This is a genomic window from Neobacillus mesonae (assembly GCF_023715155.1).
Classification (GTDB): Bacteria; Bacillota; Bacilli; order Bacillales; family Cytobacillaceae; genus Neobacillus; species Neobacillus mesonae_A.
Map to the genome: position 1 here is coordinate 18112 of NZ_JAMBNQ010000021.1, position 21577 is coordinate 39688.

Here is a 21577-nt window from a genome sequence, read left to right on the forward strand (position 1 = left end):
TAAAATTCTTAGGGAAAAGGGATGATTATGATGAAATTCGTATTTTGGATGTTAAAAATAGCACTCCTCCCATTTCTTATGTTCTTAGGCACTATTTTTATGAAAGATGCCGGCTGGTGGGTCATCATTATTTGTGTCGTCCTTTTTATTCTAGTCAATGGATGGATTGATCGAAAAATTAATCGATATAATCATCAATACTTTACAAATAAGTTCCCCGTTTTAGAGAGCTTAAAGTATGGACAAATTATTACGGTTGAATTAGGAAATGGAAAGATACTTGCCAATCGTATTTTCGCTGCCGCTCTTAGTTCAGAAATTTTAATTGGTACCAAACCTGTTACTGATAATCAATTGGAGGAATTTTTAACAGGGATTAAGAAAACACAATGGGTTAAGCTCAAAAAGATAAAATCGATAAAGATCATAAAGCACTCTCTATAATAACACCTTTATTTATATCACCAAACCATTACAACGATGAAAAGATCAGGAATATGAAGCTAAAGAGAAATAGAAAAGTCAGGACAGCTCCAAATACCACTTGATTTTGGATACTATGATCCTTTCTTAGTTTGTATAACAATGATATAAGATTTAAAAACCACAATACCCCTAACAAGGGAATAATCATTAACCACATGAATAAATCCAATAGCCATGCCCCTCTTTTCTATATTAAAGATATAATTTATTTTATTCGCTAATAATAAGAAGTTTTCCTGTTTCATTTTTTAGAAAAGGAAGGATTTGGATTTTAATTTGTTGAAATAGTAGTAAACGGAAACTGGTTAAGGAGTGATGAGGTGTCAAAAAGGAACCGATCAGCTGGGGGAAATCTATTTTAATTGCGCTGGGGATAACGTTAGCGGTTAGGAACTTCTTTTTTTCTCCTGACATTGTCGAAGGCTCTTCGATGGAACCTGCCTTGCATAATCAGGAAAAGATGTTTGTGAATAAGTCGGTTGATTTTTCCAGATGGGATATTGTAATTATTAAAGGTCAGGTGGATAATTATGTAAAAAGAGTAATTGGCTTTCCTGGAGACAAGGCGGAGATGAAAAATGACCAATTATTGATTAATGATAAGGTTTTTAAGGAACCATATCTTTCTCATAATTTGAAAATGGCACAAAAACTCGGAAGCCGGTTAACAGGAGATTTTGGTCCCATCATTGTTCCACGACACCACTATTTTGTAATGGGGGACAATCGATTTATACAGCAGGGACAGCCGCAATGGTCTTGGATATATTAAAGATGATACCCTTATTGGTAAAAGTGAATTTGTACTTTTTCCATTTACTGATGTAAGACTTGTCAAATAATTTTTGGAGGGATCTTTAAATGGCAACAATTGATTTACAGAAAAAAAGTGTAAAAATTGTTTTAGAAAAGAAGAATTTGGTCAAGGTCAGGGCAAGAGTAGGTCTTGTGCTTGATATAACTGGCTCGATGCGAAACTTGTATAAGAGTGGCACTGTTCAAAGTGTGGTTGAGCGTATTTTGGCTATCGCCTCCCAATTTGATGATGATGGCCTTTTGGATGTCTGGGTATATGATAACGAGTTTTCAAGGTTAAAGCCCGTGACAGAAAGGGATTTTGAGGGATATGTGAATCGGATTATTTTGGAGGACGACTTGGTCCATAAATTTGGCAGAAATGATGAGCCGCCTGTCATGAAGGACGTAATTAAAAAGTATCTGGAAGAAGAACAAAGTGAGGATCCTGCCTATATTGTTTTTATCAATGACGGAGGCTGCAAGAAAACAATTAAACCGTTAATTGAAAGCTCGGCTAAATATCCAATTTTTTGGCAGTTTGTCGGAATTGGCAATGGAAATTTTGAATTTCTTAAGAAATTAGACACTTTGGAAGGAAGAATCGTAGATAATGCCAACTTTTTACATATCCCTGAGATAGACAAAATTTCAGATAGTGAGCTGTATGATTCTTTATTAAATGAATTTCCAAGCTGGATTCAAGAAGCAAGAGCAAAGGGAATCCTCAAAGAGAAAGAAACAGTGCAGCCAGCAGCTAAGGAGCCTGAAGCGAAAAGAAAGGGGCTTTTAGGTAAATTATTTGGAAGATAGGTCGATTAGCCAAAAGGAAGAATGAAATGAGATAAATCATTGCACTTGGAGGCGGAGGGTTCCTGGTGGAACCGGATAATCTGCGATTAGACACATAAATATTGAAACAATCTGTATACGAGATTATTGCTCAAGACCTAATACAAAAGCATATCGTGTTTCTTTTGATAGGGAAATTGCCGGTTCAGAACGTAAGGAAAAGTACTAGGGTGCCTATTTTAGCCGTATTTTATCAGCAGAAAAAGGATTATTTTTATCATTTAATAAAATGACATTGAACGGATTAAGGAGCTGTATTTCGCAGCTCTTTTTTTGTACGGCCCAATTTAGAATGTCAGATTGACATATACAGTTCAGCTGTATAAAATATAACTATACAGTTAAACTATATAGTTAGACGTAATTAAAGGCAGGAGAAATCAATGAAACGTGATAAGCAGCTTCCACTTACGGAAACAGTATATTATATCCTCTTGGCATTATTAGAGCCAGCACATGGTTATTTAATTTTACAGAAAGTGGAGGAACTCAGCGGAGGGCAGGTAAGGATGGCAGCCGGGACATTGTATGGTGCCATTGAAAATCTATTAAAGCTTAAATTTATTCAGCCTGTCCCGAGTGATGACAGCAGACGTAAAGTTTACTTAATAACCGATAGAGGGAAAGAGATACTGCATCTTGATCTTGAAAGAATGAAGCATATGATTCAAATAACGGAAAAAACATTCATAACATAAAAATGAGGTGAAACAATGAGAAGATTTAAGCATTTCTTGGACTTTGAGAAAGAAGCGAATTGGTTAAAACAAATGGCTGCTAATGGCTATGAATTAACAGGAAAGTCTTGGGGATATCGTTTTATGAAGACAAAGCCAGAAAATGTGAATATAAAGATTGATTATCGGACATTTAAAAAGCAGGCTGATTTTGTTGATTATTGCACACTATTTGAGGATTGCGGATGGAAACATATTGCCGGAACGAAAAATTCAGGTGCCCAGTATTTTAAAAAGATTAGAGAGTATGCCAGTGAAGATATCTTTTCAGATGTTGATTCTAAGGCGGGCAGATACAAAAGGCTGTCAAACATGTATATCTCCATAGCCATGTGTTATTTGCCAATTTTTGCTGCTCTAATCATGACAAATGCTATCGATGCAGGAGCTCTATTAAACCCAAAAGAGTTATACTTTACACCTGGGTTATGGGAAAAGGCAGGATTTGAATTTTGGCAGGCTTTTCTTTTTGAAACACCATTTGCCTTAATAAGGGGGGCAACTTGGGCGGCACTGCCTATCATGATCATTTTATTCTTGACTTTTGGCAGAAGAGCAGAACAGCAATATAAGAAATTAATCAGGTGATATATTATATCCGCTGCATTTACGGTGCAGCGGATGTGTTTTTTTAGCAGGCTAGAATAATTATTTAAGACAAAATTCCCGAGAAATTAGTTTGAATATTATAAAACTTGTTTTATAATATTATGTGTTAACTATATTAACTTTAAGGTTAACAAAAATAAAATGAGGTGATATTGTGAATTGGACCAGTCTGGCTGAAGATGTAATTGAAGGATATGAACTAACAAAAGAGGAAGCAAAGGGAATTTTATTTTCAAAGGACGAAGAAATTCTCTCTCTCGTAAATGCAGCCTATGAAATTCGCAGACATTATTACAGCAATAAGGTGAAACTAAATCTCATCATTAATGCGAAAAGTGGATTATGCCCAGAGGATTGCGGCTACTGTGCTCAATCCATTAAAGCCAAGACGGAAATTGATCGGTATACCCTTATCAGCAAACAAACAATCGTCGAAGGAGCAAAGGAGGCTAAGAAAAATAAAATTGGTACATATTGTATTGTCATGAGCGGGCGCAAGCCGACCAATAATGAAGTAGATACTGTAATCTCTGCAGTAGAAGAAATTAAAAGTGAAGTTGAACAAATCAAAATATGTGCCTGCATGGGACTTGTGTCAGAAGAACAGGCTCAAAAGCTGAAGACTGCAGGTGTTGACCGCTTTAATCATAATATCAATACGAGTGCCAATCATCATGCCAACATTACTACAACACATGATTATGACGATCGGGTACATACAATAGAAAATGTGAAAAAAGCAGGGATATCACCATGTTCCGGCGTTATTTGCGGCATGGGAGAAACCGAAGATGATATTGTAGAAATGGCATTTGCTTTAAAAGAGCTGGATGCGGACTCTATCCCGGTGAACTTTCTTCACCCAATCACCGGAACCAAACTGGAGAATATGGATGACCTAACACCTATTCGCTGTTTGAAAATTTTAGCCTTGTTCCGTTTTATCAATCCAACAAAAGAGATTCGCATTTCCGGAGGACGCGAATTCAATTTACGTTCGCTTCAGAACTTAGGCCTATTTATTGCCAACTCCATTTTTGTCGGTGACTATTTAACAACCGACGGACAGCCGGCAATAGAAGACTACCAATTGATTCAAGACCTAGGCTTTGAAATTGAAGACAACGCATTCGAAGTAGAAAGCCAGAACTTTGCAAAATCTCTTTGAACCTGATGGTGTGTAAGACCTCACCAATAGCTCTTAAGGACAAAACTGGTGGATAAAACGATGAAACTGTCTTTAATAAGGCGTCTTAAAGACAAAACAAGCGAGGAACCGGCAAAACAGTCTTTAAAAGAGCGCCTTAAGGACAAAGATAAAACGATGAAACAGTCTTTAATGAGGTGTCTTGAGGACAAAACAAGCGGGTGAACCAGCAAAGCAGTCTTTAAAAAAGCCCCTTATAGATAACCAGCAAAGAAACTGAAAAGCCTTTCTTTAAACAACGTCCCTATGAAACAAAACCAATCTAAAAAATCCTGTTCTGAACAAACGTTTCAGAACAGGATTTATCCTTCTATTAATTTATTTCTGCTGTGCGGCCAGGAACACATTTTGTGCTGCCTTCACACCTGCTCCGGGTTCAAAGGAGTAATTGAAATCCTGCAATCCAGCTTCCAAAAGGGAAACGGCCTGGAGAATATCACTAGGGAAGCAGTAACCCATGTGGCCGAAGCGGAACATTTTTCCTTCCAAATGTCCAAGACCACCGGCAAAATCAAGATGGTATTTCTTTTTCAAATGCCCTAAGAATGCCTTAAGGTCTAATCCATCCGGGGTTAGAATGGCTGTAATAGTCGGTGAAGCATGTTCATCAGAAGTCAGCAGTCCAATGGAAAGAGCCTTCATCGATTCACGAACCATATTTTTCATTAATTCATGCCGGGCGACTGTCTGTGAAAATCCGCCTTCCTCTTCAATTAAATCACAAACCGCGGAAAGGCCGTAAATCAGTGATATGGCAGGAGTATTTGGGGTCATGCCTTTCTTGGCCCATTCGCGATAACTGACTAAATTTAGATAATAGGATGGGGTCTGATTTTTTTCAATCACTTCCCATGCCCGGTCACTCACACTAATAAGGGCAAGACCTGGAGGAAGCATCATGGCTTTTTGGGAACCCGTTACTAAAATATCAATGCCCCATTGGTCCATTTCAGCAGGGGCACCGCCTATGCAGCTGACTCCATCAACAATAAATAGAGCGTCCGTTTGATTGCGGACAACTTCAGCCAATTGTTCAATAGGGTTTAAAATTCCTGTTGAGGTTTCATTATAAGTTGCAAAGACGGCCTTAATGTTTGATAAAGGTTTTAAAAATGCCCCAAGTTCTTCAGCACTGCAAGCTTCGCCCCAGGCTTTTTCCAGCTTATGTACTTGGAAGCCAAATTTCTCGCAAATAGAGACAAAATAGTTGCCGAAGGCGCCAACGGTAATAACAACTACCTCTTCCCCGGGGGAAACTGTATTAACCGCAGCCGCTTCTAATGCTGCAGTACCACCTGATGGGATGAGTAAGATATCCTGCTTTGTTCCAAAAATAGGTTTTACACGATTCGTTGTTTCACGGTAAAGCTGCACAAACTCCTCACTGCGGTGGCTCATCATATCTTGGTTCATCGCCAGCTGTACCTTTTTCGGTATAGGTGTAGGTCCAGGATGTCGTAAAATATTAGAATACATACATTTCCCTCCAGCTTCGTGAAATATTAGCAATTTTCAAGTAAAATTATAACAAATCTTTGCAGAAAAATCTTTTAAAAGAAGAAAGGCTGATTCCCATAAGGAAAAAGCCTATCAAAATTCAAAATTTAAGGAATCATAAATGTCAGGACGGTATTCAGTAGCCAAACGATGATTCCAATCATCACAACTAGGAACATACTATGTTTAATCGTAAAGCGGAAAAGCTCTGATTCTTTACCAACAAGACCAACGGCTGCACAGGAAGCTGCAATCGATTGCGGTGAAATCATTTTTCCGGTAACGCCGCCGGATGAGTTAGCAGCGAGTGCTAAAATTGGATTCATGCCGATTAACTCCGCATTAACCTTTTGCAAGTTGGAGAACAATGGTGTTAATCTGATGATTGATGTCCAAAAGGAAGATTTTATTAAAATCACAATATCAAAATTATTATTTTTTAATATTCTTATTTTGATAATCAGAAAGGTATATACCAAGTAGATGAAAACCTTTTGAAAATAGGTATAATATTATTGCGTCCTAGTGGATGAATTATTTAAAGGGGCTCTTTTATGAATTATAAAAAAATAAAACCAAAAAAAATATATGAGGAAGTTGCTGAGGCAATCCATGAAATGATTCGCTCAGGCCAGCTTAAACCTGGTGATAAACTTGACTCGGTACAACTGCTGGCTGAAAATTTTCAAGTTGGCCGTTCAGCCATTCGTGAGGCACTGACTTCATTGCGGGCAATGGGACTTATTGAAATGAGGCAGGGAGAAGGAACATATGTAAAGGAATTTGAGAAAGATCAAATTGCTTTTCCGTTATCAACTGCTATTTTAATGAATAAGGAAGATATTGCTGAATTAGTTGAAGTACGGAAAATTGTTGAAAGCGGAATGGCCGCGGCGGCTGCCCAAAAAAGAAATGATGAACATCTATCAATGATGGAGGCTGCCCTTGAAGCGATGCTGGGGGCAAAAGGAGACGAGGAACTGGGAGAAACTGCGGATTTGCAATTCCACATGGCGCTGGCTGCGGCCGCTCAAAACCAATTATTGTTAAGTTTAATGAATCATGTTTCAGAGCTCATGATAGAAACAATGAGGGAAACACGCAGGGTTTGGCTGTTTTCCAAAGAAACTACCACTGAGCAATTATATAAAGAGCATTTTGCTATTTATGAAGCTATCAAAGCAAAAAATGAAGAGGCAGCAAGAGATAGCATGATCCTCCACATCGAGAATGTCAATGCGATTTTAGGAAAGTACTACCAGCACACAACAAAGTTTAATGGGGAATAAACTCACATTCAAAAGGACTCCGGTCCTAATAAGAACCCTTTTCCTGAATCTTTAAATAGAAAAGAGACTAGACTTTTTTTGGGAAGCTCTTTCTAATCTTGATTCCTTTGGTGTAAAATATAGAATATTAATATTTTTTAGTCATCAGATGACCTGTTAAGTTATATAAAAAGAATCTTTTTAAGGGGAAGAGAAAAATGAAGGTTACTCTATTTGCAACTTGTATGGTTGATATGTTCCAAAGCAATGTTGGAAAGGCGACAGTTGAACTGCTCGAGAGACTGGGGTGTGAAATAGATTTCCCAGAGTCTCAGGTTTGCTGCGGCCAGCCTGCATACAACAGCGGTTATGTAAAGGAATCAAAAGAAGCTATGAAGCGGATGATTGATACATTTAGCGATGCCGAATATGTCGTCTCTCCTTCAGGTTCATGTGCTTTTATGTTTAAGGAGTATCCTCATATTTTTGCGGGTGATCCTGTCTGGGAACCGAAGGCACAGTCATTGGCAGATAAAACATATGAGTTAACTCAATTTATTGTGGAAGTTTTAAAAATGGAGGATGTCGGGGCCAAATTCGAGGGAAATGTTACTTATCACACCTCTTGCCATATGACAAGATTGCTGGGAGTGAAAGAAGCTCCTATGACACTATTAAAAAATGTCAAAGGGTTGAAATTTACCGAACTTCCCGGTAAGGAACAATGCTGCGGCTTTGGCGGCACCTTTGCAGTTAAAATGGCACAGATTTCCGAGCAGATGGTAGATGAAAAGGTTCGCCATGTTGAAGAAACCGGAGCAGAATACTTGATTGGTGCCGACGCAGCCTGCTTAATGAATATCGGCGGCCGGATGCAGCGGCTGGGAAAACCAGTAAAGGTACTGCATATTGCAGAAGTATTGAACAGCCATTAATGTATTTACTTTTTCAAAAAATATAAGGGGGATTTCCAATGGCAATAAAGATTGGCACGGAACAGTTTAAGGAACGTGTTGATAACGGAATTCATGATGACTTTATGCGTGGTGCAGTTGCCTCTGCACAGGACGGAATGAGCATGAAGCGCAGGGCTGCGACAACCGAGGACTTAGGAAACTGGGAAGAATGGCGTAATCATGGGGAAGAAATCAGGCAGCATGTTCTTGAACATTTGGATTACTACTTAGAGCAATTAAGTGAAAACGTCGCAAAGCGAGGCGGGCACGTCTTTTTCGCTCAGACGAAGGAAGAAGCGAATGATTACATCAGAAGTGTTGTGCAAAAGAAAAGTGCGAAAAATATTGTGAAATCCAAATCCATGATGACGGAAGAAATCAGCTTGAATGCAATGCTGGAAGAGGAAGACTGTGAAGTTATTGAAACAGATCTTGGTGAATACATATTACAGCTTGATGAGCATGATCCGCCGTCCCATATTGTGGCCCCGGCATTGCATAAAAATCGAGAGCAGGTCCGGGAAGTATTTGAAAAGAAATTAGGATACACAAAATCGTCCAATCCTGAAGAACTTGCTTATCAGGCACGGGTTACTCTTCGGGAAAAGTTTTTAGCTGCGGATATTGGAATAACAGGCTGTAACTTTGCGGTTGCTGAAACAGGTTCCTTTTGTTTAGTCACAAATGAAGGAAATGCTGACTTGGTGACAGCTCTGCCGAAAACACAAATTACGGTGATGGGAATGGAGCGCTTGGTTCCAACCTTTGAAGAAATGGAAGTGCTCGTCAGTATGTTGACAAGAAATGCAGTTGGACAAAAACTGACAAGCTATATCACTGTGTTAACCGGGCCACGGGAAGAACTGGATGTCGATGGACCGGAAGAATTTCATTTGGTCATTGTGGATAACGGCAGATCTAAAATTCTTGGAGGTGAATTTCAGTCGGTATTGCAATGTATCCGGTGTGCAGCATGTATCAATGTATGCCCGGTATATCGTCATATCGGCGGGCACTCTTACGGTTCGATTTATCCTGGACCAATCGGTGCTGTTCTCACACCGCTCCTTGGAGGCTATGATGAATATAAGGAACTTCCATATGCATCCACTCTATGCGGTGCCTGCACAGAAGTTTGTCCGGTGAAAATTCCGCTGCATAACCTTCTTCATAAACATCGGGAAGTAATTGTAGAAAAAGAAGGAAAAGCACCTGTTTCGGAAAAATTATTAATGAAGGCATATGGGCTTGGGGCTGCTTCTCCTGCTCTTTATAAAATTGGTTCTAAGATTGCGCCTGCCGCAATGAATCCATTTACCTCAGGGGATAAAATCTCTAAAGGACCGGGACCGCTTAAGGCTTGGACGGAAGCGCGGGAATTCCCGGCCCCTAATAAAGAGAGATTTAGAGATTGGTTTAAAAATCGCGAAAAAGGAGATAAAAAATTATGATTGGCACCATCCATAATCGAGAAAAATTTTTAAATCAAATTGCCAGCTCCCTGAACCGTCCTCGGATTTCAGAACCGTTGGAAAGACCAAACTGGAAATACCAGCCGCAATATGAGGTATTTAAGGGTGCTTCTCAGGATGAACTGCTTGAGATTTTGAAGGAGCATTGTAAAAAAATCCATACGAGGATTCATACAATTGATTTGACGGAACTGCCAGCAGTAATGAATGAGGTTGTTACAGAGTACGGCGGCGGTCCAGTTGTAACTTGGAAGGACGAGCGTTTCTCTAAGTGGGGTCTTGATTCCTTAATGAAGGAAAAATGGCCATCTAAGAATATTGATGTGTTTGAATGGGATTATAATTTAGGCGAAGAGAATGTTCATAAAGCAGAAAACGCCAATGTAGGGATTACCATCAGTGAAATTACCCTCGCAGAATCTGGAACAGTTGTCTTGTTTAGCGATAAGGATAGAGGAAGAACAGTCAGCTTTTTGCCAGCAACATCGATTATGCTGATTCCGAAGAGCAGCCTTGTTCCAAGAATGACGCAGGCGGCAGTGAAAATACGGGAGATGTATCAAGAGACTGGACATGTGGCATCCTGCATTAATTTTATCACGGGACCAAGTAACTCAGCGGATATAGAGCTGAATCTGGTTGTCGGAGTCCATGGCCCGATTAAAGCAACTTATATTGTGATTAATGATTTATGATTTTGATGAGGGGCTGTTCCTTAAATGGCAGCGGCTCTTTTTATTGTGTGTGGCTCTTGAGGGATACGGCTGCTCTGTTATTGATATTCCAAATTCGGTCAAGTAGAAAGGATCTATGTTCCCCAACGGCCATTGATATTCCGAATTCGGTCAAGTAGAGAGACTCTACGTTCCCCAACGGCCATTGATATTCCGAATTCGGTCAAGTAGAAGGGTTCTACGTTCCCCAAGCGCCAATGATTTTCTGGATTCGGTCAAGTAGAAAGGCTCTACGTTCCCCAAGCGCCAATGATTTTCTAGATTCGGTCAAGTAGAAAGGCTCTACGTTCCCCAAGCGCCATTGGTTTTCTGGATTCGGTTAAGTAGAAGGGTTCTATGTTCCCCAAGCGCCATTGGTTTTCTAGATTCAGTCAAGCAGAGAGGCCCTTCGTTCCCCAAACGTCATTGATTTCTTTGAGCTTCACCGTGATTTCTTTCGCCTATTATAAAAGAATATAAAACCAGTTTTCCGCGTAATAGTCTAATATATAAGACAACAAGGCTGCTGGAAGGGGAGGAAACGCGCAACAGATGAACAATTAGTGAAAAAACCCATAAAATACAATATTTAGGTTTTTTTACTGCTGATGCATATCTATAAGATAGATTTATATAAATCAATCTATTTCCTTTTTTAGAAAATAAACAGCTAAGTGAATTTGGTAAAATTATACCAAACGATATTTTAAGAAAGAGGGTTTTCGCATGCTAATTCTTTCAGAACCACAAATTCGCTCCCTATATACGATGAAGGATGCGATAAAGGATTTAGAGAAGGCACTGCTTGATTACATAGAAGGGAAGATAGCCAATCCCCACCGTACGGTTATTGACTTTCCTGACAAATCAGCATCCGCATTGTATATGCCCTCTGCCATTGAGTCAGTTGGGAAGTCAGCTGTTAAAGTGGTTACTATTTTTCCGAATAATCCATCTATTGGCAAACGAACAACCCAGGGTGTTGTGTTATTAAGCGATACCAATAATGGCGAGTATTTAGGATGTTTAAATGCCTCTTATTTAACAAGATTAAGGACCGGCGCAGTCAGCGGTATTGCAACGAAATATCTGGCGAAGAAAGATGCCTCTTCCATTGTGGTGATTGGCACCGGGGCGATGGCAGAAGAACAGCTGCAGGCTTTATTAGTGGTCCGTGATATCAAAACAATCATGTTGTTTAATCGAACAAAGGAAAAAGCACAAATATTTGCTGGAAAAATAAAAAAGCTGGATCCTGAATACAGTGGAGAGATTGTGGTGATGGATGACGTAGATGAAGCAGTATCCAAAGCGGATATTGTTATTTGCAGCACTCGTTCCAATATACCTGTATTCTCTGGTAAAGCACTTCAGCCGGGGACACATATTAATGGTATCGGGTCCTATCTGCCTCATATGCAGGAAGTGGATGAAGAAACCCTTCATCGATGCTCAAAGATTGTCGTAGATACAATGGAAGGAGTTAAGAATGAAGCCGGGGACTTCATAATTCCAGCGAACAGGGGAACCTGGAGTTTTTCACAACTGCACGGGGAAATTGGCCAGCTAGCTGCTGGACAGATTGCAGGCAGGGAAAGCGGCGAGGAAATCACATTCTTTAAATCTGTCGGCATTGCCTACTTTGATATTGCCGTTGCTGCAGCTGCCTATGAAAAGGCCATCAAAGCCGGTGTCGGTACACTGGTGGAAATATAGTATTAAAACAGGATTGTTTTAGGCTCTACCGAACCTATTCAATCACACTACCTATTCCTGAAAAAAGAAAGAAAATGGTGCTGTAAACCATTTTTTTTTTTGTTGTGTTTAACGAAAAATAGAATATAATTGTATTATAAGAGTTCACGGAATTGTCAAAATTACTGCTTGTCATAAATGAAATCAAAGGAAAATGATAAAGGGGGATGTGAAATGTTTAGAGCTGCTGCAGCGGGGGTACTTGGGTTTATTCTGATTTTTGTTGAGTCGTTGATTGTAATGAAGCTGAAGGGGTATGCAAACATTGAATTTGGCGGCATTACACCATTTATTAACGTATGGGCCATGAATTTCTTCTTCGTCTTTGCGATTCTGACACAGGTTACGAATTGGTACGTGAATAGAGGTAGTTTAAAGGAAGATAATAGTTACTAAAAAATGGGGATGGTTCTTTTTCTGGAAAGCAGAAGAACCATCCCTTTGTTTTACTTCCGATGCATTTTAAATTGCAAAAATAATTCGTTGTAAGCAGCCAAATTCCGTTTGCCTAGATTTTCGTAAACTTCAAGTTTTTTTGTAAGCTCTGGCGATGGGTAGAAGCGTTCGTCTTTTACTACCTCTTTGTCTAAAAATCTCAGTGCTTGTTTGTTAGGTGTAGAGTAGCCGACATAATCTGTATTTTGGGCGGCAACCTTTGGATCTAGCATGAAATTTATGAATTGATGGGCAGCATCAATATTTTTGGCTGTTTTAGGAATAACCATATTATCGAACCATAGGTTTGAGCCTTCCTTTGGAACAACATAGTCCAAATTTTCATTTTCATACATGATCTCAGAAGCATCCCCCGACCATACAAGACCAATAGAGGCCTCTTCATTGGCCATCAGCATTTTAATTTCATCACCGACAATTGCTTTAACATTTGGTGTAAGCCGGTCAAGTTTAGCTTTTGCCTCAAGTAAATGCTTTCTATTCGTATCATTCAATGAATAGCCCAGGCTGTTTAACCCCATTCCCATGACTTCGCGGGCACCGTCAATTAACAAGATTTGATTCTTTAAATCAGGGTCCCACAGGTCATTCCAGCTGGTAATCTTTTTGCCATGAAGCATTTTCGGATTATAAACGATGCCGACAGTGCCCCAGAAATAAGGGACAGAATACTTATTCTCTGGATCAAAGGGTAAATCCATGAAACGTGGATCAATATTTTTCAAGTTAGGCAGCTTTGAATGGTCGAGCGGAATTAATAAATCCTCCTGTCTCATTTTATCAATCATATATTCAGATGGAACCGCGATATCATAATTTGTTCCGCCCTGTTCAATTTTCGTCATCATTGCTTCATTGGAATCAAAGGTTTCATAAATGACTTTAATGCCGGTTTCTTTTTCAAATTGTTTGATCAAATCCTCATCAATGTAATCGCCCCAGTTGTAAACCGTCAATGTATTACCGCCTGAATAACCACGTGAAGTGTTAAGACTTGAGATAGCGTATAGTATGACTGCAGATGAAACAGCAATGATCAGGAAAAAACGGACTAATTTGTTCATCGTTTTCGCACCCCCAGTCCGCTTGGCTTATTGCGCTGGGTAATAAAGTAATAAATTATGACCAAAACAAAAGTAAACAAGAACAGGACCGCTGATAATGCGTTGATATTTAAGGAAATACCACGGCGCGCGAGCGAATAAATTTCAACGGAAAGCGTTGAAAAACCATTTCCGGTTACAAAAAAAGTAACAGCAAAGTCGTCTAATGAATAGGTCAATGCCATGAAAAAACCTGCAAAAATCCCAGGTGAAATAAACGGGATGATGACTTTTGACAGGACATCCCAGCTGTTCGCTCCAAGGTCACGGGCTGCATCAATTAAGGATGGACTCATTTCAGATAATTTCGGGAGCACCATCAGGACCACAATCGGTATACAAAAGGCGATATGCGACAATAGGACTGAGTAAAAACCAAGTTTAATTCCAGCCATCGTAAACAAAATCAGAAAAGATGCCCCGATAATGACGTCTGGACTGACAATCAGCACATTGTTTAACGATAACAACGTATTTTTCGTTTGCCGCCTTTTGGCCATATGAATGGCTAAAGCGCCTAAAATGCCGATAATCGTTGAAAAAAGGGCGGAAAGTAAAGCTACCACGATTGTATTCAGAACAATAATGAATAGTCTAGTATCATGAAACAGCTCCCGGTACCAATCCAAGGTAAAACCTTTAAAATTATACATCGTCTCTCCGCTGTTAAAAGAATAGAAAATAAGGAACAAAATAGGTGCGTATAGGATTAAAAAGATGATGATTAAGAACAGCTTTGATAAAGGCGTTATTTTTCTATCCATATTACACACCTCGCTTCCTGGTATTTGTCAACAGCATGATCAGCACCATAATGATGATTAAAAACACGGCGATAGTTGAACCCATTCCCCAATCCTGAGTCACGAGAAAATGCTGTTCGATTGCTGTTCCCAGCGTAATCACGCGGTTTCCGGCAATTAATCTTGTCAGCATGAACAACGATAGTGCAGGAATAAATGTTACTTGGCAGCCGGATTTCACACCGTCAATGGTTAATGGAAAAATAACCCTGCGGAACGTAGTCCATTTAGATGCCCCTAGGTCATTTGCTGCATCTATGAGGGTTGGATTCAATTCATTTAACGAGTTGAAAATCGGCAAAATCATAAACGGGATAAAAATATAGACCGACACAAACACAAAGCTGAAATCGGTAAATAGTATTTGCCTCTGGCCAATCCCAATGACTTTTAAGAAGCTGTTGGCCATTCCATATGTTCCAAAAATACCAATGAAGGCGTAAGCTTTTAACAGCAGATTAATCCAGGACGGTACAATAATTAACAACAGCCATAACTGCTTATGCTTGGTTTTAGTCAAAAGCAGAGCAGCTGGATAGGCAATAATAAGGGAAATAGCTGTGATTAAAAAAGCATACCAAAATGAGCTGAGTGTCATCTGCAGGTATACTGGTGTGAAAAATTTACGATAATTTTCAAGGGACACATGGCCCTCAATATCAAAAAACGAATAATAGAGAACAAGGGCAATTGGGACGATAACAAACAGCAAAATCCAAAGCAGGTAGGGAATCTTATATAAATTGCGGGTTAGTTTATTTTCCATGGCGATTCACATCCGCATAGGTTTCCAGGCGGCGGTCAAATTCTTCCTCCGTCTCCCCAAGACGCATGACATGTATCGCCTCCGGATCGAAATAGAGTCCAATTTCATCGTCGACCTTTGCCTTCTTCGTTGAATGTACAAGCCACTCATTACCATCTTTATCGATCCCGGAGATTTCGTAATGAACCCCGCGGAACAGCTGGGAATCTACACGTACCTGAAGTTTTCCGCGCTCAAGTGAAGTGATTTCCAAATCCTCTGGGCGGATGACAATTTCAACAGGCTCATTTTGATTAAACCCTCTATCCACACATTCAAACTCCCGGCCGACAAATTCTACAAGTTCATCCTTAATCATTTTCCCATTTACGATATTTGACTCCCCAATAAAGTCAGCGACAAAGCGGTTGATTGGTTCATCATAAATATCTGTCGGTGTACCGCTTTGTTGAATCGTTCCTTTGTTAATCACAAAGATTTCATCCGACATGGCCAGTGCCTCTTCCTGGTCATGGGTGACAAAAATAAAGGTAATCCCAAGCCTGCGCTGGAGATCGCGTAATTCATACTGCATTTCTGTCCGCAGCTTTAAATCAAGTGCCGATAATGGTTCATCCAGAAGAATCACTTCGGGTTCGTTCACAATCGCTCGGGCAATGGCAACACGCTGGCGCTGGCCGCCGGACATTTCCCGGATTTCCCGGTTTTCATAGCCTAAAAGGTTTACAAAACTGAGTGCTTCTTTCACCTTTTCATGAATATCGGCATTTTTTAACTTTTTGATCCTTAATCCGAAGGCAACGTTTTCAAAGACATTTAAATGTGGGAAAAGGGCGTAATCTTGGAACACAGTATTAACCTGGCGCTTATTGGCAGGAACTTGATTAATCATTTTCCCGTTGAAAAATATATCTCCTTTTGATGGTTCGATAAATCCGGCGATCAGCCGTAAAATAGTCGTTTTACCACATCCAGATGGACCAAGAAGTGTATAAAATTTTCCGCGCTCAATTTCAAAGCTTACATTATCAAGAACAGGCGGATCATTATCATATTGTTTGGTGACATTCTTAAATTGAATAATCGATGTATTTTCCATTTCTACCTCCCTTTCTAATGGCTTCAGCTGGTGATTCAGGGATAATTATACAGCAGGGGATAAAAAATTCAATCATTCTCATTGAAAACGCCCCGCTCCATAATGGGGAGCAGGGCGTTTTTGCCTAAACTTTATGCATTTTGTTTTAACGTTTTGTTTTCTTTAAAAGCAGTGCGGCGGATGAATGGAATCACCCAGCGGTCAAGACCGAAATGGCCTGCATTATATCCAGCGAAGAGAATAATGGCACCGATAAATAAGTCTGTCGGAATATGAGATACTGTTCCTGCTAAGAAGAAAGCAAAGTTCATTACAAGACCAAAGAATATGGCAGCAGTGGTTAAACAGCCTAGGATTAAACCTAATCCTATTAAAAATTCACCTAACGGAACAATTGTATTAAAAATATCAACGTTTGGAAGGGCAAAATGTTTTAAGAAAGATACATACCAGCCGTAAACAAGACTGCCATCAGTCCCTTGTACCGGGTTAGCGATGGCGCCTTTTAAATATCCAGAAGCATCGAATCCGCCTGTCAGTTTATGAAATCCGGCTGTTATCCAAGAATAACCAAGATATAAGCGAAGGATTGTAAGAATTCCAGCAGCAACTTTATTTTCTCTTAACCAATTAACAACCATTTGAAACACCCCTTAGTAATTTAGGATTTAATTAATGATTACACTGTAAATATAACAGATTTACTTTGACATTAGAGTAGATTGTTCAACGATTCACATATTTGTAAAAATGATATGAACAATTTGTTACAGGAAAGTTTTTCTATTTCTTTTTAATAAAAGATAGTTAATATGGGGCATTTTGGAGATGTATCAGGAAGAAAAGCTTTGTTATAATAGTGGAAAAGCATAGGAGTAAGGATTGATGACAATGTTAGAAAAATATGGTTTGCTTTTGGATGTGGAAACAACCGGCTTGGGGCCAACAAAGGATGAAGTAATTGAGTTAGCATTGAAGTTATTTTCTTACCATCCTGATTCCGGCGAAATCATTGATATTCTTGATGAAGATGCCTTTTTACGCGAGCCGCTGTCGGAATCAGCCAGAAGAAATTATGACAGGGCTTTTCAAGTTCATGGGATTCCATACGAGTCAGTCAGAGGGAAAAGTTTCTATGATGTGAAGATCAAAACCTATTTTCATCGTGCCGATGCAGTATTTGCTCATAACGCTTCCTTTGACCGCAGTTTTCTCTATCACATGTACCCGGAAGTAAATGATTTAGAATGGTTTTGTACAATGAGGAATGTGCCGTGGAAACAATATGGCTTTCCGAATGGTAAGCTCATCACTCTGTTGGAGGCACACAATATTACGAACCATCAAACACATAGAGCAATGGACGATATTACATATCTGATGGAACTGCTTAAGAAAACAAGTCCAAAAGGTAATCTATATCTCCAAGAGGTCCTCGATTTTGGACCGATGAGAAAATATAGGCCGGCAGCATCCAGGGCAAAGCTGGGATAAAAAACTAACTATTGCCGCTTTAGGTGTCAGACCCGCCATGGACGAATGTCTTAGTGTGCCTGACACCTTAAATTTCACAGTTTTGTAAGGTATCGATCTTTCACAATATTCCTATGATGATTTTCGTGGCCGGCAATAATGTAGGCGATGGCTCTTGTAGTGAGTTCGCTTTTGTTGGCAAAGCCAATGTTAGTCCAAGCGTCTTCCGGCATATTTCTAATTAAGCGGATGGTGGCATTCCGGGCTGCAATAAAATCTTCAAGAAGGTCTTTGAGTAAAAGCTGATTGGATTTGGCTCCTTGAACATACAAGTTTTCATCAAATCCCGCTAATTCGGTTTGATCACCGCGTCCTGCTCTCATTAGCCGGTAGCTCATTATTCGCTCGGTATCTGTGATGTGACCCAGCACCTCCTTGATGCTCCATTTATTTTCAGCATAACGGAAAAGGGCATTTTCTTCAGAAATTCCTTCGAAAAGTCCAATAACGCTTTCCAAATTTTCTTTAAGGATTGTAACTATATTTCCTTCTGGAACAAGCTTTACATATGGCAGATAATATTTTGGATACTCATTTTCACTAGGGCGCTGTAACATTGAAAATCTCTCCTTTCGTTAATGGAACCGTCTTTCTATCATCCTATCATAAAAACATACTAAACATATAGAATAAAACGGAATTAATTTTTTCGAGTTCTTTTGTGATCATTCCCTCAATTATGCTTCTTTTCAGCTATTACTAAACATAATGTGGCAAATGGCCCGAGCAATAAAGAGATAAAAAACCAATTAAGCCCGCTGCGGTTTTTCCCTTGAGCTAATCCGGCATTAATTAATGCGAGTGTACCCCACCCGACGAAATATTCATTTTCCACTCCGTTGGATCCCCCCATCATCCACATATAGGGTAATTTTACCATATAAAATAACCTTTTTTCTTCAAAAAAAAACAGCTGCCTACAATGTAAGCTGCTGCTCTAAAATTAAACCATTTTATCAAAATGAACAGATTTATTGATAAAATACATGACCGGGATTCCGACAGCCATGACGACCAATTCACCAATCGCTGTTGTCAGCCATGTAAATAGAAAAGGCAGGCCGAAAGCTAGATGTAACTCAATGGCAATCAGGAACATCGTAACCGTAAAGACCAAAGTATTGACAATCATTCGTGCTATCATACCTTTTATAAAGCGGGCACATAAAATGGCAATAACCAGTGCCAGTAGTGATTGGCCTACACCAAAAATAAGATCGTAAGCCTTCATCGGTGAGAAAAATAAGTTTGTTAGAAACACACCGAGAATGATTCCGAAAAGGTACTTTTTGTTAAAAACAATAAGATGGTTAAAAATCTCTGAAACCCGGAATTGGATTTGACCGAACCCAAAAGGTGAAACGACTGCTGATACAGCAATATACAATGCTGCAATAATTCCATTGATGACAATCCCTTGTACGTTGGATTGTGTCCCTTGAGGCTGATTTTTTTCTACAGTCATTTGCTGCGGAAATGGTTTTGTTATTTTTTCCATATATCATTCTCCTTAGTTTTTTATAGTGGGATGGTTACGAACCACTGTCAATCTTACAAACTATTATAATAATATAAACAAACGTTTCGGTCAATGACACTATATTGGAAAAATAATATGGGGAGTTGTATAAAAAGACTCTGCCAATTCTTTATGCTAGAATGTCACACCTCCGGATATATATATCCAAATTTTCATTTTTTGCTTTAGCGATTTTGGGTAAAATAGAAGTATCTTAAACTTGGAGTGAATAATATGGTACAGGTGATGGAACAAGATTTACATTTGACTTTGTCCAATTTATCAAAACAAAAATTAATCAGTATTCTTCTAGACCTTGCTGATGAGAACCCGGATATAGAAAAACGACTGTTGTTTCAGTTTGCGCACAATCAGGATGAGATTGCGGCAAGTAAAAAACTTGTCAAAGAGTATATCCGAAAAGCTAAGGATCGTGGTTTTATTCCATGGAACAGAGTAGATTATGCATTGCAGGGGGCCGAATTGGTTATCCGAAAAGCTAAGGAGAAAATAGATTTAGGAGATGTGGAAACAGCAGTCACTTTAGGGATTGTGGTGTTATCCCATGCGGTTGATATGCTCCAATTTGCAGATGATTCGAACGGAACGATTGGGGATATCATTCGATATAGTTTAGAAGTGATTGACAATGCAATTGGCACCAGTATTGCCAGACTAGAAATACCGAAACAAAAGAAGCTTTTTAATACGATTTTAAAAGAGGCATTACATAAAAGGTATAATGGTTGGAGCGATGTACGAGTTGGTTTACTCCGGGTGTGTATTTATTTTTGTGGAATCAATGATTTACGGACAAAGCTGGAATCACAAATTGAAAGCTTGATAAATCAGACTGGCAGAGATTATGAAAGGGAAGAACTTAAACTCCTTCAGCTGGGAATGATGGAACGATATGACGAATCTGAAAAAGTGGAAACATTTATTTATGAAAATATCCAGCTTTCTGATTTTCGTGAAAAGGCGATTCTTCACGAGATGGAAAAACGGGACTATACCAAGGTAATCTCCCTTTGTTTAGAGGGTGAAGGTGATAATCCTTGGCCGGGTCTCATTAAGAAGTGGAAGGAATATAGATATCAGGCATATGAACAGCTTGAAGATATTGAAAAACAGCGGGTATTAGCAAAAGAACTTCTTTATGATAATGATTTTGAATATTATTCCAAGTTAAAGGAACTATATCCATCATGCGAATGGGAAGGCGTGTTACATGAGATTGTGGAGGAATTCCGTAAACAGCCTTACCAGCCCTCAGCCTATCTATCCATTTTAAAGGAGGAAAATTTAACAGAACATATTCTGGAATATTGTAAGGAGAACCTTTCCAGTCTGACTCATCTCTATCCATATTTAATGGAACAATATTTTGAAGAATTAACTGATCTTTTTATTCAATACATTTTAATAGTGGCGAAGGAATCAAACGATCGTAGGAAATACAAAAATGTCTGCCGTATAATCGAAACGTACAAACAGGCTTGCGGTAAAGAACATGCTGAAAAGTTGATTAGTAAATTAAAAGAAAGTTATAAAAGGCGGCCGGCTTTTGTAGAGGAGCTTGAAAAAATAAAGTGAAACTTCAATTGGTGAGGTTTCTTTTCATCCTCCACTGATGGTTAGTCCTGTTGTATTGACTCAAATATCGCTTTTATTGCTCCGATAAAAAGTCAGCACCCGATTGGCAGAGGATAAACCTCTATTTATGCATCGGTAAGTTTCGATGTATTTTATCAATCGGGTGCATGAGGCAGGTTCCCCCGTTTTTGCTTCCCAATTATACTAAACCTTGAGAGAGTCTTACTGCCGTTAATACGGGATAAAGTGAAAAACAAATAGACAGGCTGTATTTGGTGCAAGCGGATTAATCGAATAAATAGCGAAAAAAATAATCCTCGGAGGACACCTTGTTTCCTCTGAGGATTTCAACCTT

General features: G+C 39.2%; 25 protein-coding genes, 1 pseudogene and 1 riboswitch. Of the genes and pseudogenes, 15 read left to right on the forward strand and 11 right to left on the reverse strand.

Going from position 1 to position 21577, the window contains the following annotated elements:
* Positions 1 to 27 precede the first annotated feature (27 nt).
* Positions 28 to 444: a hypothetical protein gene (locus tag M3183_RS16545; RefSeq protein WP_251471496.1), complete on the forward strand. Its 417-nt coding sequence runs from the start codon at positions 28 to 30 to the stop codon at positions 442 to 444.
* A 252-nt stretch (positions 445 to 696) separates the two neighbouring features.
* Here M3183_RS16545 and M3183_RS16550 read toward each other — a convergent pair whose 3' ends face one another.
* On the reverse strand, positions 697 to 900 hold the full coding sequence (locus M3183_RS16550) for a hypothetical protein (RefSeq protein ID WP_251471499.1): 204 nt from the start codon (positions 898 to 900) through the stop codon (positions 697 to 699).
* Between M3183_RS16550 and lepB the strand changes: the two genes are divergently transcribed.
* From lepB to M3183_RS16580, 6 genes are all read left to right on the forward strand, one after another.
* Positions 860 to 1258: a signal peptidase I gene (gene lepB / locus M3183_RS16555; RefSeq protein WP_396953731.1), complete on the forward strand. Its 399-nt coding sequence runs from the start codon at positions 860 to 862 to the stop codon at positions 1256 to 1258. The two genes, M3183_RS16550 and lepB, sit on opposite strands and share 41 nt — an antisense overlap.
* Before the next feature lie 89 nt (positions 1259 to 1347).
* Positions 1348 to 2094, forward strand: coding sequence for a vWA domain-containing protein (locus M3183_RS16560; RefSeq protein ID WP_251471500.1), 747 nt, complete (start codon positions 1348 to 1350; stop codon positions 2092 to 2094).
* Positions 2095 to 2516: 422 nt separating this feature from the next.
* Positions 2517 to 2831 carry a PadR family transcriptional regulator gene (locus tag M3183_RS16565; RefSeq protein WP_251471502.1) on the forward strand — a complete coding sequence of 105 codons (315 nt, stop codon included), beginning with the start codon at positions 2517 to 2519 and terminating at the stop codon, positions 2829 to 2831.
* Positions 2832 to 2846: 15 nt separating this feature from the next.
* Complete coding sequence (locus tag M3183_RS16570) at positions 2847 to 3458, forward strand: DUF2812 domain-containing protein (RefSeq protein WP_251471504.1); 612 nt, start codon at positions 2847 to 2849, stop codon at positions 3456 to 3458.
* Positions 3459 to 3633: 175 nt separating this feature from the next.
* On the forward strand, positions 3634 to 4647 hold the full coding sequence (gene bioB, locus M3183_RS16575) for a biotin synthase BioB (protein WP_251471510.1): 1014 nt from the start codon (positions 3634 to 3636) through the stop codon (positions 4645 to 4647).
* A gap of 60 nt (positions 4648 to 4707) precedes the next feature.
* A complete protein-coding gene (locus tag M3183_RS16580) occupies positions 4708 to 4851 on the forward strand; it encodes a hypothetical protein (protein WP_251471512.1) in 144 nt (47 codons plus the stop codon).
* 153 nt (positions 4852 to 5004) lie between these two features.
* Here the strand turns inward: M3183_RS16580 and M3183_RS16585 are convergent, their stop codons facing one another.
* Positions 5005 to 6162 (reverse strand): pyridoxal-phosphate-dependent aminotransferase family protein, encoded by a 1158-nt coding sequence (locus M3183_RS16585; protein WP_251471514.1) that lies wholly within the window; start codon positions 6160 to 6162, stop codon positions 5005 to 5007.
* A 128-nt stretch (positions 6163 to 6290) separates the two neighbouring features.
* Positions 6291 to 6551 (reverse strand): annotated as a pseudogene (locus M3183_RS16590) (L-lactate permease); the annotation flags it as partial.
* Between the two features lie 186 nt (positions 6552 to 6737).
* Between M3183_RS16590 and M3183_RS16595 the strand changes: the two are divergent.
* From M3183_RS16595 to M3183_RS16620, 6 genes are all read left to right on the forward strand, one after another.
* A complete protein-coding gene (locus M3183_RS16595; RefSeq protein ID WP_285880118.1) occupies positions 6738 to 7472 on the forward strand; it encodes a FadR/GntR family transcriptional regulator in 735 nt (244 codons plus the stop codon).
* A 197-nt stretch (positions 7473 to 7669) separates the two neighbouring features.
* Complete coding sequence (locus tag M3183_RS16600) at positions 7670 to 8386, forward strand: (Fe-S)-binding protein (RefSeq protein ID WP_251471519.1); 717 nt, start codon at positions 7670 to 7672, stop codon at positions 8384 to 8386.
* A 38-nt stretch (positions 8387 to 8424) separates the two neighbouring features.
* Positions 8425 to 9858 (forward strand): LutB/LldF family L-lactate oxidation iron-sulfur protein, encoded by a 1434-nt coding sequence (locus tag M3183_RS16605; RefSeq protein WP_251471524.1) that lies wholly within the window; start codon positions 8425 to 8427, stop codon positions 9856 to 9858.
* Positions 9855 to 10574 (forward strand): LutC/YkgG family protein, encoded by a 720-nt coding sequence (locus tag M3183_RS16610; protein ID WP_285880119.1) that lies wholly within the window; start codon positions 9855 to 9857, stop codon positions 10572 to 10574. Before M3183_RS16605 ends, M3183_RS16610 begins: the two co-directional genes overlap by 4 nt.
* Positions 10575 to 11318: 744 nt before the next feature.
* Positions 11319 to 12308: an ornithine cyclodeaminase family protein gene (locus M3183_RS16615; protein WP_251471528.1), complete on the forward strand. Its 990-nt coding sequence runs from the start codon at positions 11319 to 11321 to the stop codon at positions 12306 to 12308.
* 213 nt (positions 12309 to 12521) lie between these two features.
* Entirely contained in the window at positions 12522 to 12743 is a 222-nt protein-coding gene (locus tag M3183_RS16620) for a hypothetical protein (protein ID WP_251471530.1), read from the forward strand.
* A gap of 50 nt (positions 12744 to 12793) precedes the next feature.
* On the opposite strand, the gene M3183_RS16625 is transcribed toward M3183_RS16620, so the two are convergent.
* From M3183_RS16625 to M3183_RS16645, 5 genes are all read right to left on the reverse strand, one after another.
* Positions 12794 to 13867 carry an ABC transporter substrate-binding protein gene (locus M3183_RS16625; protein ID WP_251471531.1) on the reverse strand — a complete coding sequence of 358 codons (1074 nt, stop codon included), beginning with the start codon at positions 13865 to 13867 and terminating at the stop codon, positions 12794 to 12796.
* Positions 13864 to 14670 carry an ABC transporter permease gene (locus M3183_RS16630; RefSeq protein WP_251471532.1) on the reverse strand — a complete coding sequence of 269 codons (807 nt, stop codon included), beginning with the start codon at positions 14668 to 14670 and terminating at the stop codon, positions 13864 to 13866. Before M3183_RS16630 ends, M3183_RS16625 begins: the two co-directional genes overlap by 4 nt.
* Before the next feature lies 1 nt (position 14671).
* Entirely contained in the window at positions 14672 to 15475 is an 804-nt protein-coding gene (locus M3183_RS16635; RefSeq protein WP_251471533.1) for an ABC transporter permease, read from the reverse strand.
* Positions 15465 to 16574, reverse strand: a complete 1110-nt coding sequence (locus tag M3183_RS16640) for an ABC transporter ATP-binding protein (protein ID WP_251471534.1) — start codon at positions 16572 to 16574, stop codon at positions 15465 to 15467. The genes M3183_RS16635 and M3183_RS16640 overlap by 11 nt, the downstream gene beginning before the upstream one ends.
* A 131-nt stretch (positions 16575 to 16705) precedes the next feature.
* The gene (locus tag M3183_RS16645) at positions 16706 to 17215 is read right to left on the reverse strand and encodes a DoxX family protein (RefSeq protein ID WP_251471536.1); all 510 of its coding nucleotides are present in this window, start codon (positions 17213 to 17215) and stop codon (positions 16706 to 16708) included.
* A gap of 244 nt (positions 17216 to 17459) precedes the next feature.
* Here M3183_RS16645 and M3183_RS16650 point away from each other — a divergent pair, with 244 nt between their 5' ends.
* Positions 17460 to 18068: an exonuclease domain-containing protein gene (locus M3183_RS16650; protein WP_251471538.1), complete on the forward strand. Its 609-nt coding sequence runs from the start codon at positions 17460 to 17462 to the stop codon at positions 18066 to 18068.
* A gap of 74 nt (positions 18069 to 18142) precedes the next feature.
* Here M3183_RS16650 and M3183_RS16655 read toward each other — a convergent pair whose 3' ends face one another.
* The 3 genes from M3183_RS16655 to M3183_RS16665 all read right to left on the reverse strand — a co-directional run bounded on the left by M3183_RS16655 (position 18143) and on the right by M3183_RS16665 (position 19572).
* Entirely contained in the window at positions 18143 to 18664 is a 522-nt protein-coding gene (locus M3183_RS16655) for a DinB family protein (protein WP_251471542.1), read from the reverse strand.
* 116 nt (positions 18665 to 18780) lie between these two features.
* Positions 18781 to 18942 carry a hypothetical protein gene (locus M3183_RS16660; RefSeq protein WP_251471549.1) on the reverse strand — a complete coding sequence of 54 codons (162 nt, stop codon included), beginning with the start codon at positions 18940 to 18942 and terminating at the stop codon, positions 18781 to 18783.
* Between the two features lie 108 nt (positions 18943 to 19050).
* Entirely contained in the window at positions 19051 to 19572 is a 522-nt protein-coding gene (locus tag M3183_RS16665; protein WP_251471651.1) for a QueT transporter family protein, read from the reverse strand.
* Between the two features lie 39 nt (positions 19573 to 19611).
* Positions 19612 to 19656, reverse strand: a riboswitch (PreQ1 riboswitch).
* Positions 19657 to 19860: 204 nt separating this feature from the next.
* Between M3183_RS16665 and M3183_RS16670 the strand changes: the two genes are divergently transcribed.
* Positions 19861 to 21222, forward strand: a complete 1362-nt coding sequence (locus M3183_RS16670; RefSeq protein WP_251471560.1) for a DUF6880 family protein — start codon at positions 19861 to 19863, stop codon at positions 21220 to 21222.
* The last annotated feature ends 355 nt before the right edge of the window (positions 21223 to 21577 follow it).

Excerpts from the sequence above, each read along its gene's own strand:
- M3183_RS16610 (WP_285880119.1), top strand. The coding sequence starts at position 9,855 with ATGATTGGCACCATCCATAATCGAGAAAAATTTTTAAATCAAATTGCC.
- M3183_RS16560 (WP_251471500.1), top strand. The coding sequence starts at position 1,348 with ATGGCAACAATTGATTTACAGAAAAAAAGTGTAAAAATTGTTTTAGAA.
- M3183_RS16670 (WP_251471560.1), top strand. The coding sequence starts at position 19,861 with ATGGTACAGGTGATGGAACAAGATTTACATTTGACTTTGTCCAATTTA.
- M3183_RS16650 (WP_251471538.1), top strand. The coding sequence starts at position 17,460 with ATGACAATGTTAGAAAAATATGGTTTGCTTTTGGATGTGGAAACAACC.
- M3183_RS16580 (WP_251471512.1), top strand. The coding sequence starts at position 4,708 with ATGAAACTGTCTTTAATAAGGCGTCTTAAAGACAAAACAAGCGAGGAA.
- M3183_RS16645 (WP_251471536.1), bottom strand. The coding sequence starts at position 17,215 with ATGGTTGTTAATTGGTTAAGAGAAAATAAAGTTGCTGCTGGAATTCTT.
- M3183_RS16640 (WP_251471534.1), bottom strand. The coding sequence starts at position 16,574 with ATGGAAAATACATCGATTATTCAATTTAAGAATGTCACCAAACAATAT.
- M3183_RS16595 (WP_285880118.1), top strand. The coding sequence starts at position 6,738 with ATGAATTATAAAAAAATAAAACCAAAAAAAATATATGAGGAAGTTGCT.
- M3183_RS16585 (WP_251471514.1), bottom strand. The coding sequence starts at position 6,162 with ATGTATTCTAATATTTTACGACATCCTGGACCTACACCTATACCGAAA.
- M3183_RS16570 (WP_251471504.1), top strand. The coding sequence starts at position 2,847 with ATGAGAAGATTTAAGCATTTCTTGGACTTTGAGAAAGAAGCGAATTGG.
- M3183_RS16600 (WP_251471519.1), top strand. The coding sequence starts at position 7,670 with ATGAAGGTTACTCTATTTGCAACTTGTATGGTTGATATGTTCCAAAGC.
- M3183_RS16550 (WP_251471499.1), bottom strand. The coding sequence starts at position 900 with ATGTCAGGAGAAAAAAAGAAGTTCCTAACCGCTAACGTTATCCCCAGC.
- M3183_RS16630 (WP_251471532.1), bottom strand. The coding sequence starts at position 14,670 with ATGGATAGAAAAATAACGCCTTTATCAAAGCTGTTCTTAATCATCATC.
- M3183_RS16565 (WP_251471502.1), top strand. The coding sequence starts at position 2,517 with ATGAAACGTGATAAGCAGCTTCCACTTACGGAAACAGTATATTATATC.
- M3183_RS16620 (WP_251471530.1), top strand. The coding sequence starts at position 12,522 with ATGTTTAGAGCTGCTGCAGCGGGGGTACTTGGGTTTATTCTGATTTTT.
- M3183_RS16605 (WP_251471524.1), top strand. The coding sequence starts at position 8,425 with ATGGCAATAAAGATTGGCACGGAACAGTTTAAGGAACGTGTTGATAAC.
- M3183_RS16655 (WP_251471542.1), bottom strand. The coding sequence starts at position 18,664 with ATGTTACAGCGCCCTAGTGAAAATGAGTATCCAAAATATTATCTGCCA.
- M3183_RS16545 (WP_251471496.1), top strand. The coding sequence starts at position 28 with ATGATGAAATTCGTATTTTGGATGTTAAAAATAGCACTCCTCCCATTT.
- M3183_RS16625 (WP_251471531.1), bottom strand. The coding sequence starts at position 13,867 with ATGAACAAATTAGTCCGTTTTTTCCTGATCATTGCTGTTTCATCTGCA.
- M3183_RS16635 (WP_251471533.1), bottom strand. The coding sequence starts at position 15,475 with ATGGAAAATAAACTAACCCGCAATTTATATAAGATTCCCTACCTGCTT.
- M3183_RS16665 (WP_251471651.1), bottom strand. The coding sequence starts at position 19,572 with ATGACTGTAGAAAAAAATCAGCCTCAAGGGACACAATCCAACGTACAA.
- M3183_RS16615 (WP_251471528.1), top strand. The coding sequence starts at position 11,319 with ATGCTAATTCTTTCAGAACCACAAATTCGCTCCCTATATACGATGAAG.